Below are 17,644 nucleotides of genomic sequence, written 5' to 3'. Positions count from 1 at the left end.
CGATGGCCGCTATTCTAACCAATAACATCATACTCGTGAAATACGCTGTGCAGACAAAATTCATGTTGCCGACAAAGCCGCACTTTCAGAGGGCCTAATCGATTACAATAGCCGTTTTAGGCCGTCTGAACATACCGACCATGAATTCCGCCCACACTTTCGATACCGTGATTATCGGCGCCGGCGCCGCCGGCATGATGTGCGCCGCCCGCATCGGCCAAGCCGGTAAAAGCGTGGCGCTGCTCGACCATAGCGCCAAAATCGGCGAAAAAATCCGCATTTCCGGCGGCGGCCGCTGCAACTTTACCAACCGCAACCTCAACGGCCACGACGGTTCGCAATATTTCGTGTCGCAACAACCGCGTTTCGTGCGCCATGCCCTGTCGCGCTACCACAGCGCCGATTTCACCGCCCTGCTCGACGGCTACGGCGTGCCCTATCATGAAAAGCACAAAGGCCAGCTTTTTTGCGACCACAGCGCACAAGATGTTATCGATGTATTGCAACGCGAATGCGCCAAAGGCGGCGTGGTGTGGCATACCGAATGCCTGATTGAATCGGCCGCACCGTTTCAGACGGCCTCTGCACTGCGTTTTGAATTACACACCAACCAAGCCACGTTCCGCTGCCGCCATCTGGTTATCGCTACCGGCGGTCTGGCCGTGCCCGCTGTCGGCGCCACCCCGTTCGGCTACGAATTGGCCAAGCAGTTCGGCCACAGCATCATTTCCCCCGCCGCCGCGCTGGTGCCGCTGCGTTTCGAGCATTGGGCACAACACGGCTACGACACGCTGGCCGGCATCGCCATGCCCGTGCGCATCAGCAGCGGCAGCGGCAAGCAGGCCGTTTCGTTTGACGAAGATTTATTGTTCCGCCACAAAGGCTTGAGCGGCCCGGCGATTTTGCAGATTTCCAGCTATTGGCAGCCGGGCGCGCCGATACACATCAACCTCGCCCCCGCTGCCGATGTGGCGGCGGCGCTATGCGGCGGCAAGCGCAACCAGAAAATCCAACTCAACACCGCTCTGAAACAATTATGCCCGCAGCTGCCCGAGCGGCTGCTGGATTTTTGGCTGGCCCAGCCGCAATTTACAGCATCGGCCACGCAAAAATGGGCCGACATACCTGATGCGGTGTTGCAGAATTTGGGCCACAGCCTCAACAGCTGGACCCTGCTGCCCAGCGGTTCAGACGGCCACAAAAAAGCCGAAGCCACCCGCGGCGGTGTGAATGTTAAAGAAATCAACCCGAAAACCATGCAAAGCAAGCAGCAGAGCGGGCTGTATTTTATCGGCGAAGTGATGGACATTACCGGCTGGCTGGGCGGCTACAACTTCCAATGGGCATGGTCATCGGCCGTGTGTGCGGCAGCAGCGGTTGCGGCAGACGGTTGCTGAACGCTTGCACAACAGCTGCAAATTAACGCCATTTTGCCCGATAAAAAAACCGAAATGTTTTAAACGTTAAATCTAGGGTGTCATAACAATTCAGAATTATTCAGATTTTTTGTGATAAAAGTGCAGATGCCAGGCAGAAAACGCAGCACGATTGGACATCTTGCGAGGCTTTTTAACGCAGCAGATGCGTTTTCAGGGGCAAAATACACCCTTAAATCGACATCAAAACATCCTTAGGCCGTCTGAAAATATTTCAGACGGCCTTGATTCTTTGCATAGGTTTCAAGTTAATACTCTAGACCTTGCCGGCTTTTGCCTCTAAGATAAACACCACAACACCTTCCCACACACGCAATTTGCGGCAACACAACCGGCCGCATGTGATACCCATTCACACAAACAGCCTAACCGCGTTGGCTTGCCCGAGCTTGAAGAGGACTGCTTTAGGGTATCCTGACCATTTTAGAATGATTCAGATTTTTTATGATAAAAGTGCAGATTCCAGACAAAAAACGCAGCACGCGGGGCATCTTGCAAGGATTGTTAACGCAGCAGATGCGTTTTCAGGGGCAACAAGCACCCGCCAATCAAATAGTTACGATACCCTGATGCCCATTCACAAAAGTCAGCCAATAAGGCGGCGAGCCGGAGACAATACAGCTTGAGTACGCCCGCGCGGTTAGATTATTTTTGTGAACGGGCATACCCGACATTAAGGAGCGCATACCATATGTTGGCCAAACAAACCCGACACATCCGCGACGTAATGGCGCTGGTCTACGGCGATACCCGCCACACCCGCAGCATCGACCCGAAAATCGCCGCCTCATGGCAGCGCTGCGTACACCAGCACGGCCTCAACCCCGAAACCCTGCGCGAGGCCATGATTCTGCCGCACCACCATCTGGTCGAACACCAAGATGCCATGGACAGCCTCACCGCCGTTGCCCGCCACGGCCTGCAAGCATTGTGGAAACAAATCCGCGACATGGGCTATGTGGTGCTGCTGGCCGATGCGCAAGGCGTGGTGGTGGAATCGTTCGGCTGCGAACAGCAGCAGCGCGAGCTGACCCGCGCAGGCCTGCACTTAGGCGCGCTTTGGCGTGAAAACACCAACGGCACCAGCGCCGTGGCCATGGTGCTGGCCACCGGCAATGCAGCCATTGTGCACCGTGCCGACCACTTCGATGCCACCCATATCGGCCTTTCCTGCACCGCCGCGCCGGTATTCGATTCGCAAAACCGCCTGCGCGCCGTGCTTGATGTTTCCGCGCTCACGCCGCCGCCTGCCAAACAGAGCCAATATTGGGTGTTGCAACTGGTGCGCCATTTTACCGCATTGGTCGAAATTGCCGCGCTGATCCAAACCCACCGGCGCGACTGGATAGTGCGTCTCGGTTATGCTGCTGAATTTCTCAACGTGGCGCCCGAATTTCTGATTGCCGTCAACGATGCCGGCCAAATCAGCGGCGCCAACCACGCTTTTTTCCGCTGGGCTGCCGAACATCTGGCGATGCCGTCTGAAAGCCTGATCGGCAGCCCTTTCGACCGGCTGGCCGACAAAAGCCTGCTTGCCGTCTACAGCACCGCCGGCGAGCGCACCACCCTCACCCTCGGCAATACCGCCCTATTTGCCAGTGTGTCGCCGCCGGCTGACCAACGCACCGCCGCCGCGCACGAGCCGGAGCTGCCCGCGGCGCTCTCGCAACTCTACGGCCCGCAAAGCCGCCACCGCCGCACCCTGCAACGCATTGCCGTGCTGGCCGACACCCAAGTGCCGGTATTGATTAACGGCGAAACCGGTTCGGGCAAAGAATTTCTCGCCCGCGCCATCCACCTGGCCGGCAGCCGCGCCGGCCAACCGTTTATCGCCGTCAACTGTGCCGCCATTCCCGAAAACCTGATTGAAAGCGAGCTCTACGGTTATGCACCGGGCAGCTTTTCCGGCGCCGACCGCAACGGCAAAACCGGCCTGATTCAGGCGGCCGACGGCGGTACGCTGTTTCTCGACGAAATCGGCGATATGCCGCTTTATCTGCAATCGCGGCTGCTGCGCGTATTGTCCGAACGTGAAGTGATGCCGGTGGGCAGCACCCGCGCCGTGAAAGTCGACGTGCGCATCATTTCCGCCACCCATGCCGATTTGCAGGCCCGCATCGGCGCGGGCAAATTTCGCGAAGATTTGTATTACCGCCTCAACGGTATGCAGCTCACGCTGCCGCCGGTGCGCGAACGCGATGATTTCGACTACATCATGCGCATCATTTTGCAACGTGCCGCCGAAAAAACCGGCTGCCCGCTCAAAGCCCTTTCCGCCCGCGCCCTCGACACCTTGCGCGCCTACCACTGGCCGGGCAACCTGCGCCAACTGGCCAGCGTGCTCGAAGTGGCACTGCTCACCGCCGCCGGCGTGCGCATCGAAAGCGACGATCTGCCCGATTACATTAAAACCGGCGCCCGGCCGTTTTTCCACGACCCGGCAGACACGCCCGCAGCCGTGCCGGATAAATCGGCATTGGCCGGCGCAGATACGCTGACAGCGGCGCTGGATAATTATCGGGGCAACGTATCGGCATTGGCCAAAGCCCTCGGCGTCAGCCGCATGACGGTCTACCGTTATTTGAAAAAATACGGTTTGGCCGTCTGAATATCGGGCTGAAACGTTTGCTTTCACTCAACGGGAAATATGATATTTGCCAAGTTCCGCTTCTGCCTCCGACACAGTTTTGCCCATCGCGCATGAAAATATTCACACCGGAGTGTTTGGATTGAAGCCGTTGCCGGGCCGTCTGAAAAGTTTTCAGACGGCCCGATTTCTTTGTCCGTAATGCCCACACCGCCGGCTTGCTTTTTTAAATGGGGATAATACCTGTCACAACTGTCACATGCCAACTGTCACAATGTATCGTAACAGCGTGTGACATCTGCTGCGCCCATCTGGCCGTCTGAAAATATTTTTCTTTGTTTTCAATCAATAAAATTAAAACACCCTGTTTGGCACGGGCATTGCTTCGTCTTTCGGAAAGCCTGCCATCCGAAAAGGAAGCCTCATGCCAGCCCCCGTCCGTGTCGGCATTATTGCCAACCCTGTTTCCGCCCGCGATATCCGCCGCGTGATTTCCCATGCCGCCGGCCTGCCGCTGGGCGAGCGCGCCAATATGCTGCTGCGTATTGTGGCGGCGCTGGCAGCCTGCGGAACCGATGAAGTGTGGCTGATGCCCGAAGGCGAAGGCTTGCGCGCCCATTTCGAGCGGATGCTGCCGGCATTGGCGGCCGATTGTGCCGACCCGCTGCCCGCAATCGTGTGGGTAGAAATGCCGGTGAGCGGGCACACCGCCGATTCCACCCGTGCTGCCGAAATCATGCATCAGGCCGGGCTGTCTGCCATTCTGGTGCTCGGCGGCGACGGCACCCACCGTGCGGTGGTCAAAGGCTGCGGCAAGACACCGATTGCCGGCATTTCCACCGGCACCAATAATGCTTTTCCGCCGATGCGCGAAGCCACCGTCACCGCATTTGCCGCCGGCCTCTATGCCGCCGGCAAAATCCCTGCTGAAGCTGCCGTCCGCCGCAACAAATGCCTGCATATCCGCCGCTTCGGTGCCGACAACACTTTGTTGCAACACGATTTGGCGCTGATTGATGCCGCCATTCTCAACGAACGCATGCTCGGTGCCAAAGCCATCGGCGATGCCGATACCTTGCGCACCATCGTCGTTACCCAAGCTTCAGTGGAAGCCGTCGGCCTGTCTGCCATTGCCGCTATGCTGCACCCGCTCGACCGCCATGAAGCGGGCGGCCTGGTGCTCGAACTGATCCCGCCCGCCGGCGAACATGCCGCTGCCCAAGCCGCCGTGGCATTGCAGGCGGTAATGGCGCCGGGCACGGTCAAAACCATTACCGTGGCAGCCTGCACACGTTTGTTTTCAGACGGCCTTTATACCTTAAGCGGCCAAAACGGCCTGATTGCACTCGACGGCGAACGTGAAATCGCTTTTCGCACACACGAGCGCATCGAAATCAGTTTGCAGGAAAACGCTTTCTACACGGTAGACACGGCAGCCGCGCTGCACTATGCCGCCCGGCACCGCCTCACCGCCCACCCCGTTTCACAAGGAGAAACATCATGAGCCAAACCGCATTAAACAACAACGAGCTGCTCGAGGTATACCGCAAGATGAAAACCATCCGCGAATTTGAAGAACGGCTGCACATCGACTTTTCACGCGGCGATATTCCCGGCTTTGTGCATCTTTACGCCGGCGAAGAAGCCACCGCTGTGGGCGTGATGCAGAACCTCACCGACAACGACCGCATCGCCAGCACCCACCGCGGCCACGGCCATTGTATTGCCAAAGGTGTCTACGTTGTCGGCATGATGAAAGAGATTTACGGCCGCTACGACGGCGTGTGCCACGGCAAAGGCGGCTCGATGCACATTGCCGATTTGTCGAAAGGCATGATGGGCGCCAACGGTATTTTGGGCGCCGGCGCACCGCTGGTCTGCGGGGCGGCGCTGGCGGCCAAATACCGCGGCAACGGCGATGTGGCGGTAACCTTCTGCGGCGACGGCGGTGCCAACCAAGGCACGGTTTTGGAAAGCCTCAATCTGGCGGCAGTATGGAATCTGCCAGTGATTTTTGTGATTGAAAACAACGGCTATGCCGAATCTACCGGCCGCGATTACGCCACCGCTTCCAGCAGCTATGTCGACCGCGGCATCGGCTTCGGCGTGCCCGGCGTTACCGTTGACGGCAACGATTTTTTCGCCGTATACGAAGCTGCCGGCGAAATCATCCGCCGCGCCCGCAACGGCGGCGGCCCGGCCTTAATCGAATGCAAAACCAACCGCTTTTACGGCCACTTTGAGGGCGACGCGCAAACCTACCGCCCCGAGGGCGAAGTGAACAATCTGCGCGAACACCACGACTGCCTGAAAATCTTCCGCCAACGGGTCACCGAAGCGGGCATGCTCGACGGCGCCCAGCTGGATGATGTCGATAAGGAGGTGGCCGAATTAATCGAGCGTTCGGTGCAGGAAGCCAAAGCCGCACCGCAGCCGGCTGTAGAAGAGCTGCTCACCGATGTGTATGTGTCTTATTGATTACAGGCCGTCTGAAAAAACCAACAAAGGAGCAATATCATGGAACGAAGAATCACCTTGAAACAGGCCATCAATGAGGCCATCGATTTGGAAATGGCGCGCGATGAAACCGTGATTATGATCGGCGAAGACATTGTCGGCGGTTTCGGTGCCGACGGCGAAAAAGATGCCTGGGGCGGCGTGCTCGGCGCCACCAAAGGCCTGTATGGCAAATATGGCGACCGCCTGCTCGATGCGCCGCTTTCTGAAGCCGCTTATGTGGGCGCGGCCATCGGCGCGGCCACTTGCGGTATGCGCCCGATTGCCGAATTGATGTTTATTGATTTTGTCGGCGTGTGTTTCGACCAGATTTTGAATCAGGCCGCCAAGTTCCGCTATATGTTCGGCGGCAAGGCCGAAACGCCGGTGGTGATTCGGGCGCTGGTGGGTGCGGGCTTCAGCGCCGCCGCCCAACACAGCCAGATGCTCACACCGATGTTTACCCATATTCCCGGCCTGAAAGTGGTGTGCCCTTCCACCCCGGCCGATGCCAAAGGCCTGCTCGCCCAAGCCGTGCGCGACAACGATCCGGTGATTTTCTGCGAACACAAAGCGCTTTACAGCATGAAAGGCGAAGTGCCCGAAGGCGAATATGTGATTGAGTTCGGCAAAGCCAACATTGTGCGCGAAGGCAAAGACGCCACCATTGTAACCTACGGCATGATGGTACACCGCAGCCTCGAAGCGGCCAAGCTGCTGGAAAAAGAAGGGGTGGATGTGGAAGTGATCGACTTGCGCACACTCTCGCCGCTGGATATCGACACCGTGTTCCGATCGGTGGAAAAAACCGGCCGTCTGGTGGTGGTGGATGAAGCCAGCCCGCGCTGCAACATCGCCACCGATATTTCCGCACAAGTGTGCCAAGCGCTGTTTGGCACGCTCAAATCCGGCATCCGCATGGTTTCCCCGCCGCACACGCCCGTGCCTTTCTCGGCACCACTGGAAAAAGCCTACCTGCCCACGGGCAAGGGCATCGCCGAAACGGTGCGCCAAACACTTTGATCGAATCAACAAAAGGAGCACAACATGAGCAAAATTACCCCGATTATCATGCCCAAATGGGGCCTGACCATGGAAGAGGGCACCGTCGGCGCCTGGCTGGTGGAAGTCGGCACCCAAATCGAAGTCGGCATGCCGATTCTGGATGTGGAAACCGAAAAACTCACCAATGCCGTTGAAGCCACCGATGCCGGCCTTTTGCGCCGCCAGTTTGCCCAAGCCGGCGAAACCCTGCCGGTGAAATCACTGCTGGGCATCATGGCCGATGAAAGCGTGAGCGATGCCGAAATCGAGCAATTTATCGCCGATTGGGTGCCGCCCTCTGCCGACGAATTAGATGATTAAAACCATGCGCCCGCAAGCCTGCCAACTTGCGGGCGCGGTGGTATCCGTTACCAATATGGTTGAGAAAAGCGGCTAAGGGTATGATGCTTATTCGGGTTAGACAAAGCGGTTTGCGGGGGGAATCCCGTTAATCAGCGCAACCTGCCGCCGTTTATCCCGACCGCGAGGCCGTCTGAAAACACCCGACCGAAAGCCGATAATGCCCACTATTTTACCGCCCTTTACCCCGATGCCCGAAAACCGCTTTAATCTTGCCGAACGCAATTGGGCAGACAATGAGCGCGCTTTTCTGGCAGACATCCCCGCCGCAGGGTACGGCCTTGCGCTGATACATGAAGGCGGCGAAGGCGTTGTGGTGCCGCGCAGCTACCCACAGGGCAAACCCGCGTTTCAGACGGCCTGCAACACATTGGCCGCCGAAGGATTAAACGTACACGTGCGCCTCTCCGGCGGCGGTGTGGTGCCGCAGGCCGCAGGCGTGGTCAACCTGCATTTGGGTTATCTTATCGACACCCCCAACCCGCTGCTGGTGGCCGAAGCGCATTATCAGGCTTTATGCGCCTTATTGACCCGGCTGTTTGAGCATTTCGGCATCCGCACCGCCGCCCAAACCGTGCAGGGTTCGTTTTGCGACGGCCGCTACAATCTGGCGGCGGACGGTAAAAAAATTGCCGGCACCGCCCAACATTGGCAGCGCGACAAAAGCGCCGAAAACCGCTATCGGGTGCTGTCTCACGCCGTCATCCTCGCCGCCGACCCGCAGATGCTGACCGCGCGCGCCAACCGCTTCGAAGCCGCACTCGGCAGCGGTGTCCGCTATCGTGCCGACAAAACCACTTCCTTGTCGGAGCTGGCCGGTGCCGGCGGCAACGATGTTATCCAAACGCTGCAACAGCTGTTGGCCGAAAGATAAAATCTTGCAAGGCCGTCTGAAATCAGTGTATCCCGCAAGCGCAATCCGTTCAGACGGCCTCAAATAACCATCCGGCCGTCTGAAAACCCTTTGGAAAAGCCATACGGATTCAAACAATACACCAAGCGGCGGCACCTGAATTTGCGGCATATTTCTTAAAATATAATCAAAGAAAAACAAAACTAGTACAATAGAAAAACCATGGCATACTCAAAAGATTACCGACAAATGATATTAGCAAAGCTCGAATCAGGTGAAACCTATCGAGCTTTAGCCGCTGAATTCAACATCAGTAAAAGCACCATACAAAACTGGAAGAAGCAGCCGGAGCGAAAAATAGTAACCACCCGTCACTCCAAAATCGATATGGAAAAGTTACGCCAAGATGTAGAGCAGTATCCCGACCATTATCAAAGAGAGAGAGCCGTCCGCTTTAACTGCACGCAACGGGCAATCGGCATTGCATTGAAACGGTTGAAGATTACTCAAAAAAAAGACCTTGAAACATCCTCGGGCTGATGAAGCAAAACGCCGTTGTTTCAGTAAGCAACTCGCACGTTACGAACAAGATGGCAGACCGATTATCTATCTTGACGAAAGTGGCTTCAAATCCAACGATTACCGTCCCTATGGATACGCAACGAAAGGCGAAAAGTGTTACGGCACTGACAACCGGCAATTGAAAAACACCACCAATGCTATTGGCGCGATTCACGATAACCGGTTATTTTCGGTAGGTCTTTATAATTGCAGCATTGACAGTACCGTTTTCCATCACTGGGTTGAAATGCTACTGCTGCCAGAACTGCCCCCACGCAGCGTGATCGTGATGGATAATGCCACATTTCATAAAAGACTGGATATTCAAGACTTGATTGAAAAAGCGGGGCATACGATTCTTTGGCTGCCTCCCTACAGCCCCGACCTAAATCCGATTGAGCAAACTTGGGCTTGGATTAAGCGGAAACGGAAAGATTGGAGGATAGATTGTCTTGATACGCTGTTTTTCTATTTCTTGTGGATTTGTGACAGTTTTTAATTTCTTCGACTATATAAAGCCGTGCCATTTATTTTTTGCACAACCGCCATAAACATCAACAGGCCGTCTGAAACCATTATTTCAGACGGCCTGTTGATGTTTATGGCGATCAATCGAAACGGATGGTGTATTTCAATTCGCCGCCCCACGATTCGTTGCCGACACGGGCAATGGCCTGAACGGCGCGGGTGAGCTGATACACCAGCTTCACCGATTGCTCGGCGCTTTCCATGCCGTATTCATAGCCGAGGTAGAGCTCGTTGGAAATCTGCTTGCCCACGGTCAGCACTTGTTCGGCAGGGTTGAGCTCGCCGGTTTGGGCGTTGCGGCTGCGGCGGCTGGTGAAGCCGAAATCGTCTACCAAGCCGATGCGGTCGTTGATGCCGCCGACCAGCAATGCGCCGGCTGCGGCGGCCAGTGCGGCCTCATCGCCGTCGCTGCCGCTGCTGGCACGGTTGAGAATCAGCCAGGAAAGCTTGTCTTTTTCGCTCATCGGCTCGTCGGCCACCAGCGTGATGCGCGGGTTGTTGAGGTTGCCCAACACTTCCACACCGGCGCCCACCGGCGAGAGCCTGCGCTCGGCGCGGATATTCAGATTGGGGTTGGAGAGCGGCCCCACGAATGAAATATTGCCTTTGCTAATGTCCAAATCCTGCCCATAGGCTTTATAGCGCCCTTTCACCACGTTCACGGTGCCGATGGCCTGTACGTCTTGGCCCGGTTGGGCAATCAGATTGAGCTGGCCGCCAAGGGTGACATCCAGCCCTTCGCCGCTGAAGCGCACGGCATTGTTCAAATCCAGAATCAGATTCATGCTGATTAAGGTGGGCGAGGCGGCTTCTTTTTCCGGCTCGCCCAGCACCACCACATCATCGCCCAGCGTGGGCATGCCGCTTTTCTGAAAGCCGAAATGGCCGGAATCGGCGCGCAGCGTGCCGGTGAGGGTAACGCCGTTGGCTTCTGTGTAGAGCATTTTGGCATCGCCGCTGAGGGTGAGGCGGCGGTTAGGCTGGTCGAGGGTGCTGTAACGGTCGAACAAGGCGGTTACGTCGACATCGGGCGACGAGCCGACCATGCCGATGCTGCCGTTGAGGGTTACTGTGCCGCCGCGTTGGAAACGCAGGCTGTCGATATACCAGCGTTGGCCTTGCAGACGTGAGCGCAGGCTGCCGTTGTCGAGAATCAGGCCGAGATCACGGTTGCGGTAATAGAGGTTGTCGCCGTTGAGCGTGCCGTTAAACTGCGGCTCGCCCACACGCCCGCCGATGGTGGCCGCGCCCATCAGGCTGCCGCGCAGGCTTTGGCCGATGGGCAGAAAATTGCGGAAGCTTTCCAGATTGGGGGCGCTGATGCGCAGGTTGCCGCTAATCGGCGCCTGCATGATGTCATTGCCGAACTGCTGGCTGACAATCAGATTGCCGTTGACATTGCCGTAGGCGGTTACGCCGTCGAGCGTGCTGTCGATGCGCCCGTTTTGAAAACGGGTATTTAACGAAAGCGCGCCCAGACCCAATACCTGATTGCGGTGCGGCAGCACGATATCGCCGCTTTGGCGGCGGATATTCAGATAGCCGCGGGCATTTTGGCTGTACGACATATCCCAATCGCCGCTGAGCACCAGATTGTGTTCGACCGGTGGTGTGTAAAAATTATGCAGCTGCGACACGGCCAGATTGGCGGCATTGCCTTTGGTGGTAATGCCGTTGGTTTTATCCCACACGAAATTTTCCAGATTCAGCGTGCCGCCCATGGCCGCCCAGCGGGCCGCGCTCATGGTTACGCGCTCGGCACCCGCTTCCAGCGCCATGCGGTTTTGCAGCTTGAGATTGAAGGCGCCGCTGATATCCAGCACATTCACGTTGCCCTTCCATTGGTTTTGATCGTTCAGGCCGCCGTTGGCATCGATTTCCAATTTGTAATGCTTGTCCGCCAGCGCCATGCTGCCGCCGCCGCGGATGGTGTGGTTGCGGCCGGTGCCTTTGGCAAACAGGTTGACCGCATCAATCACGGTGGACCCGCCCTGGCCGGGCACGATGATACGGTTGCCTTTCAACTCGATATCCAGCGGACGGCTGTAATCGGGCGAACCTTGCAGTTTGAAATCCAAATCGTTGACCTGCACCAGATTATTCAAGCGCAAATTGCGCGCCCGCCCGCTCAGGTTGGCCTCAATTTTTTTCAGTTCACCCGCCATATAGCCTTTGGCCGTCACCAAACCGCTGAGGCCGAAACCGAATTTTTCCAAATCGGGGGCGTTGATATCGAGATTGAGACGGTCGCCCGCCTTACCAAAGCTGCCGTCGGCCTTAATGCTGTTGCGGCCGAGCAAAACATCGGCCAATGCGCGGCTGAGGTGCTGCTCTTCATACACCACATCAGCGCTGCCGCGCAGCGGCACGCCGGAGAGCACGCTTTGGCCGAATTGCATCTTGCCGCTGAATTTAGTGCTGGCCAATTCGCCGTCTACATCGATTTCGCCGTTAACATTACCGCTCGGAAACGCGGCGTTGAGTTTGGCCGGATTGAAATTTTTGCTGTTGAGCGCCAACTTCAGACGCCGGTTTTGAAACAGCTCGAGAAAGCCTTCGGCATTCAGCTCGCCGCCTTCTTTGGGCAGAACCTGCACTTTTTTCAGCAACAGCGTTTGCTGGCCTAAAGCGGTGTCGGTCTGCATCTGCATCACCCCGGTGCTGAGAGCATGGCCGATATCGAACGTCCACGCAGTTTCGGGGGCGTTGTAGCCGCCTTTGACAGTGATGTCGCCGTTGAGGCTGCCCGCCAAAGGCTCTTTCAGCGCATCGGCGGCGGCAATATTTTTCAGCAATACGGCCAAATCCAATTGCTGCGCACCGGTATCCACGCTGCCGGCCAGCTCCACCGTGCCGCGTTGCAGCAAAGTGGCAACGGTATCTTGAATGGTTAATACCCCGTTATCGCCTACCGTAAAGTTGCCGAGCAATGTACGCACGGGCAGGCCGCCGGCATCGGCCGGCGCGGGGGCGCGGTTGGCCAGGTCGATAGAGCCTTCCAGCGCCACGCCTTGTGCAAATGCCGGCACCACGGTGGCATCAAAGTCTAAATCGGCTTTGGGCATGCTCTTCACAAATGCCTGCGGATTAATGCCCACGCCTTTCATTTCGATATGGTCGATTTTATCGTTGAGCGCGGCGGCAAACGGATGTAACTGTGAGGAAGCGGTCAGGCTGATGCCTTCGCCGGCCAAGCCCAGATGTAGGCCGATGTCTTGCAGGCTGCCGTTGAGGATAATTTGGTTTTCCACCGCCACTTCATCGAGTATGCCGGCCGTGTCGATTTGACCGGCCAGAGCGAAGGGGGATGCGGTGGCCAGCGTGATATCGCCGCCCGACTGGCTCCAGGGCGTTTGCAAAGAAGCCAGCGTCAGGCGGTGGCCTTGCTGTTGATTGTAAACATAGCGGGCGCGCGCCAGCTTGGCGAGCACGTTTTCTTTGCTGCCGCTGCTGATCTGCCCCACTTCGATGCTGTCGATCAATACCTGCACCGGCAAATCAACGCTGTCGGGCAGGCCTGAGGCCGGTTGTGTTTCTTTCGGCGGCGTGTCTTTGCCGACAATATGAATGTCGCCGGCGGCAATGCGCTGGATGTGCAGCGTTTGCTGCCACAATTCCTGCGGCTGCCAGGTAAACACGAAACTACTGATATCAAGGTCGGCACCTTCGGTTTCGATGCGCCATTCATCGCCGTTAAAGCCTTTCAGCAGCGTGCCTTGCAAGGTTTTCGAGCTGATGTTGACACCGAACCATGCCGGCAGTTTATACAGGCCGAAACGCAGGCCTGATTCTGTCGAAACCAGCCAGGCGGCAAAACCGGCCAGCAGCAGCAACAGCACCACCACCGCTGCCAAAATGTTTTTCAGCCGGCGCTTTTTGCCCGCATGTTTCGGGTCGGGTTTGCGGTTGCCGTCGTCCGCTTCAGGGCTTTCAGACGGCATCGGAAGGGTATCGTTAGGTTGCGTCATCATTAAAACCGGGTTCCCAGGCTGATGTGCCAGCGAAGTTTTTTGTCATTATGCCCGTAAGCCACGTCGAAAGAAAACGGTGCAACCGGGCTGAACCACCGCACCCCCACGCCGGTGCCGTGTTTCATTTCCATTTGTTTGAAATTCAGCGCCGCATCGCCCATATCGTGGAAGACGGCGGCAGAAAAGCTTTTGGTGACCGGATATTGGTATTCGAAGCTGGCCACGGCCAATGCCCGTTCGGGCAGCACCGAGCCGTTGGGCCCGGCCAGGCCGATGCTGTCGAGCTCATAGCCGCGCACAGAAGTGGCGCCGCCGGTGCGGAACTGCAATGTTGAGGGCACATCATCGCTTTCTTTGGCATACACATAACCGGTTTGGCCGCGCACGATAAAGGTGCCGATTTTTTTGTTTTCGGGCGTGTAGTAATAACCGGCACGGGCGGTACCGCGCGCCACGGTGGTGGATGAGAGCAGCGTGCCCAAAGTGGCGCCGATTTTGCCGTCGAGGTAATAGCCGTTTTCGGGACGCAAATCGGTTTCGATATTCTGGCGCTTCCATGAGGCCGTCAGCATGGTGGCGTGGCTGCGCCCCAAATCATAATTGGTATAAGGCACCCGGCGGCTTTCGGTAATGTATTCGAGGCCGAGGCGCGATTCGATGTTGTTGCGGTCGCGCACCCGCCAGATGCCGCTGGTCAGGGCGTTTTTTTCAAGGTTTTGGGTGGTGGAGCGGGTGTAGGATACGTTGGTGGTCCAGTAATGGCCGTTGCTGTTGCGCGGCTGGCTGATACCGGCGGCTACCGTGGTTTCGTATTTGTCGGCATCCACCACCACCGAGCCGATATAGCCGCGGTTAAACAGATTGTAATGGTCGTAACCCACGCGGCCGCCGGGGCCGTATTCGGAATCGTAGCGTATGCCCACTTCGAGCTTTTGCCGTTTGACTTCCGACACCGCCACTTTAACCGGCACACGGTCGTTTTGCATATTATCGAAGTCGGCCTGCACCGAAGCGCCCGAATAATGGCCGTCTTGCTCCAGCGCCTGCTGGTAGTCGAGCAATTGGTCTAAATCATAAGGGGCGCCGGGTTCGAAACGTGCCAGCCCGCGCACCACGCTTTCGGGATAGCGCCGGGTGCCGGTGATTTCGAATTCGCCGAAAAATACCGGCTGTTTGCTGTCGACCACCACATTCAAATCGGCTTTATTGGTGTTGGGATCGATGGTGGCCTGCGAGTGGGTCATTTGGGCCAGCGGGTATTTTTTGCGCGTTACCGCCGACAATACCGAGGTTTTGCTGCTGCTCCACTCGTTTTGGCTGAACGCATCCCCCACCGGCAGCGACCAATTGCCCATGGCATTTTTATAATACAACGACAAATCGTTGTCTTGCAGCACATCGCCGACAATGGCCACGCCGACATTGTCGATCGTGGTTTGCGGCCCCGGGCTGACCTGCACCACATAGCCTTCACCCGCGGGCGACACGTTGACGCGGCCGTTGAAATACCCTCTGGTTTTGAGCATGGTTTGCACATGCTCGGGCGCATCTTCTGCCAAAAAGCCCACTTGCTCGCGGTCGAGCACTTCTTGCTGCTGCTGGGTAATCAGCGGCAGATGCTCTTCGAGCATGGCTTTGATTTCGGCATTATCGGTTTGGATATCCACCGGATATTTAGGCACCAAAACTTTCGACTCATCGGCATCGCTTTCTTTTTCTTTGGCAGCCTGCACGCTGCCGGCGGGCACATAATCTTCAGCCACGGGCGCAGAATCTGCCGCAAAAGCGCGGGCGCATGCGAGGGAAAGTGTGGTCAGCAATAAAACGGAAGTCTGTTTTTTCATGAAATCATGCACCGACGCCAAGGTATCCTCACTATGCAAAATAATCAGGATGCCCTAGCGGCATTCAATAAAGAGTCAAACGAAAGGCCTGATTCTAACATTAAAATTTGTCTGTTTGAGGCCGTCTGAAACAGTTTTATCAGAATAATCATTCGTTTTTTACAAAACGCTGCTTGGGTTTCAGACGGCCTGTTTCAAAATTACCGACTCAAAATTGTTAACAATCTTAGCTTGCCGGCCGATTGCCATAATAATTTATGCCCACAATCATTGCTATTTAATATCATTATGACTTAATTTTTCTGATAAATAAAAATTTATTGCATAAAATATTTCTTATTTAATCTTTTCTGCTATTTTCAACAACACATCGCCCATGTATGATATTTTATTCTACAATGTTATCTTTTCTTAACATGATTTAATCTTAAAAAGGAATCGTGATGGCGAGCGGAAATCCGATACTGAATGCAATCAACCGAGTCAGCTTGGTCAAACAAATTGTCATCGGCTTGATTTTGGGTATTTTAGTGGCCTGGCTGTCGCCTTCGGCCGGCATTGCGGCGGGGCTGTTCGGCAATTTGTTTGTCGGCGCACTCAAAGCCGTGGCGCCGGTGCTGATTTTTGTGTTGGTGATGGCGGCCATCGCCCAACACCAAAAAGGCAACGAAGCCTACATCAAGCCGATTGTGGTGCTGTATATGATCGGCACCTTTCTGGCCGCAGCCTCTGCCGTGGCCGCCAGCTTTTTGTTTCCCACTGAGATTGCCTTGGTGCATGCCGGTGATGTCAATGTGGCGCCGCCCTCCGGCATTACCGAAGTGCTGAAAACGCTGCTGATGAACTTGGTGGCCAACCCCGTCAACGCCCTTGCCAATGCCAACTATATCGGCATTTTGGCTTGGGCGCTGGTGATCGGTTTCGCCTTGCGCCATGCTTCTGAAGGCACCCGCACCATGATTGCCGACTTGGCCGCCGCCATCTCCAAAGTGGTGACTTGGGTGATCCGCTTTGCACCGCTGGGTATTTTCGGCTTAGTGGCCTCCACCATTGCCGAAACCGGCTTCGGTGCGCTGGCCGGCTATGCCCGGCTGCTGATGGTGTTGGTGGGCTGCATGCTGTTTATCGCCTTGGTGGTCAACCCCGCCATCGTGTGGTGGAAAATCCGCCGCAACCCCTACCCGCTGGTTTTCACCTGCCTGCGTGAAAGCGGTATGACCGCATTCTTCACCCGCAGTTCCGCCGCCAATATTCCGGTAAACATGGCGCTGGCGAAAAAGCTGAACCTGCATGAAGACACCTATTCCATCTCGATTCCGCTCGGCGCCACCATCAACATGGCCGGCGCAGCCATCACCATTACCGTGCTGGCCATGGCCGCCGCCTACACCGAGGGCATTTCGGTAGACTTCGCCACGGCGCTGCTGCTCAGCCTGGTGGCCACCATCAGCGCCTGCGGCGCGTCGGGCGTGGCCGGCGGCTCGCTGCTGCTGATTCCGCTGGCGTGCAGCCTGTTTGGTATTTCCAACGATGTGGCCATGCAGGTTGTGGCCGTGGGCTTTATCATCGGCGTGGTGCAAGATTCTTGCGAAACAGCGCTCAACTCCTCCACCGACGTGCTGTTTACCGCCGCTGCCGATTTGGGCCGCCAACGCGGGCAAACCGGGCTTTAATCAAAACTTTTCATCATAAAAGGCCGTCTGAAAATATGCCCGCCCTATTTTCAGACGGCCTTTTCTCTGCCCGATAACGGCTTTGACCGCTGCCGGTATTTTTAGCGCCGCCGGGCGGCTGACATCAAACTTTCGCAGCAAAGTTGCTATACTACATCAAACAACATCACATTTATTCCGCCCGAGGCCGCGATGCCGATTATAATCAAGGCCGTCTGAACCAAATGGCATACACCTGTTATTCTTGATAACTTTGTGCATCAGCCCCGGCTGAGCGCCCACCGGAACCCG

Annotated in this window: 12 protein-coding genes; 10 read left to right on the top strand and 2 right to left on the bottom strand. The window is 56.5% G+C overall.

The annotated features are described in order from the left end of the window. The first annotated feature begins 140 nt into the window (after window positions 1-140). The 9 genes from LVJ83_RS00820 (at window position 141) to LVJ83_RS00780 (ending at window position 9,836) form a co-directional block, all read left to right on the top strand. A complete protein-coding gene (locus LVJ83_RS00820) occupies window positions 141-1,397 on the top strand; it encodes a BaiN/RdsA family NAD(P)/FAD-dependent oxidoreductase (protein ID WP_244785372.1) in 1,257 nt (418 codons plus the stop codon). A gap of 730 nt (window positions 1,398-2,127) precedes the next feature. Then, window positions 2,128-4,044 carry a sigma-54-dependent Fis family transcriptional regulator gene (locus LVJ83_RS00815; protein WP_244785370.1) on the top strand — a complete coding sequence of 639 codons (1,917 nt, stop codon included), beginning with the start codon at window positions 2,128-2,130 and terminating at the stop codon, window positions 4,042-4,044. A gap of 403 nt (window positions 4,045-4,447) precedes the next feature. After that, window positions 4,448-5,527, top strand: coding sequence for an ATP-NAD kinase family protein (locus LVJ83_RS00810; protein WP_244785367.1), 1,080 nt, complete (start codon window positions 4,448-4,450; stop codon window positions 5,525-5,527). Beyond that, a complete protein-coding gene (locus LVJ83_RS00805; RefSeq protein WP_244785365.1) occupies window positions 5,524-6,501 on the top strand; it encodes a thiamine pyrophosphate-dependent dehydrogenase E1 component subunit alpha in 978 nt (325 codons plus the stop codon). The genes LVJ83_RS00810 and LVJ83_RS00805 overlap by 4 nt, the downstream gene beginning before the upstream one ends. Before the next feature lie 39 nt (window positions 6,502-6,540). Further along, a complete protein-coding gene (locus LVJ83_RS00800; RefSeq protein ID WP_244785362.1) occupies window positions 6,541-7,542 on the top strand; it encodes an alpha-ketoacid dehydrogenase subunit beta in 1,002 nt (333 codons plus the stop codon). A gap of 24 nt (window positions 7,543-7,566) precedes the next feature. After that, entirely contained in the window at window positions 7,567-7,884 is a 318-nt protein-coding gene (locus tag LVJ83_RS00795) for a biotin/lipoyl-containing protein (protein WP_244785360.1), read from the top strand. Between the two features lie 199 nt (window positions 7,885-8,083). Beyond that, complete coding sequence (locus LVJ83_RS00790; RefSeq protein WP_244785358.1) at window positions 8,084-8,797, top strand: lipoyl protein ligase domain-containing protein; 714 nt, start codon at window positions 8,084-8,086, stop codon at window positions 8,795-8,797. Between the two features lie 201 nt (window positions 8,798-8,998). Further along, the gene (locus tag LVJ83_RS00785) at window positions 8,999-9,316 is read left to right on the top strand and encodes an IS630 transposase-related protein (RefSeq protein ID WP_244785356.1); all 318 of its coding nucleotides are present in this window, start codon (window positions 8,999-9,001) and stop codon (window positions 9,314-9,316) included. Then, entirely contained in the window at window positions 9,297-9,836 is a 540-nt protein-coding gene (locus tag LVJ83_RS00780) for an IS630 family transposase (RefSeq protein ID WP_244785354.1), read from the top strand. The genes LVJ83_RS00785 and LVJ83_RS00780 overlap by 20 nt, the downstream gene beginning before the upstream one ends. Before the next feature lie 109 nt (window positions 9,837-9,945). Here LVJ83_RS00780 and LVJ83_RS00775 read toward each other — a convergent pair whose 3' ends face one another. Together LVJ83_RS00775 and LVJ83_RS00770 are read right to left on the bottom strand one after the other, a co-directional pair. After that, window positions 9,946-13,833: a translocation/assembly module TamB domain-containing protein gene (locus LVJ83_RS00775; RefSeq protein WP_425316024.1), complete on the bottom strand. Its 3,888-nt coding sequence runs from the start codon at window positions 13,831-13,833 to the stop codon at window positions 9,946-9,948. Window positions 13,834-13,835: 2 nt separating this feature from the next. Next, window positions 13,836-15,680: an autotransporter assembly complex protein TamA gene (locus LVJ83_RS00770; RefSeq protein ID WP_244785351.1), complete on the bottom strand. Its 1,845-nt coding sequence runs from the start codon at window positions 15,678-15,680 to the stop codon at window positions 13,836-13,838. Between the two features lie 443 nt (window positions 15,681-16,123). On the opposite strand from LVJ83_RS00770, the gene sstT reads away from it, so the two are divergent. Beyond that, entirely contained in the window at window positions 16,124-17,353 is a 1,230-nt protein-coding gene (sstT, locus tag LVJ83_RS00765) for a serine/threonine transporter SstT (protein ID WP_244785349.1), read from the top strand. The last annotated feature ends 291 nt before the right edge of the window (window positions 17,354-17,644 follow it).

The sequence above is a fragment of the Uruburuella testudinis genome (genome assembly GCF_022870865.1).
Classification (GTDB): Bacteria; Pseudomonadota; Gammaproteobacteria; order Burkholderiales; family Neisseriaceae; genus Neisseria; species Neisseria testudinis.
This window is presented reverse-complemented; position numbering and strand designations above follow the sequence as displayed.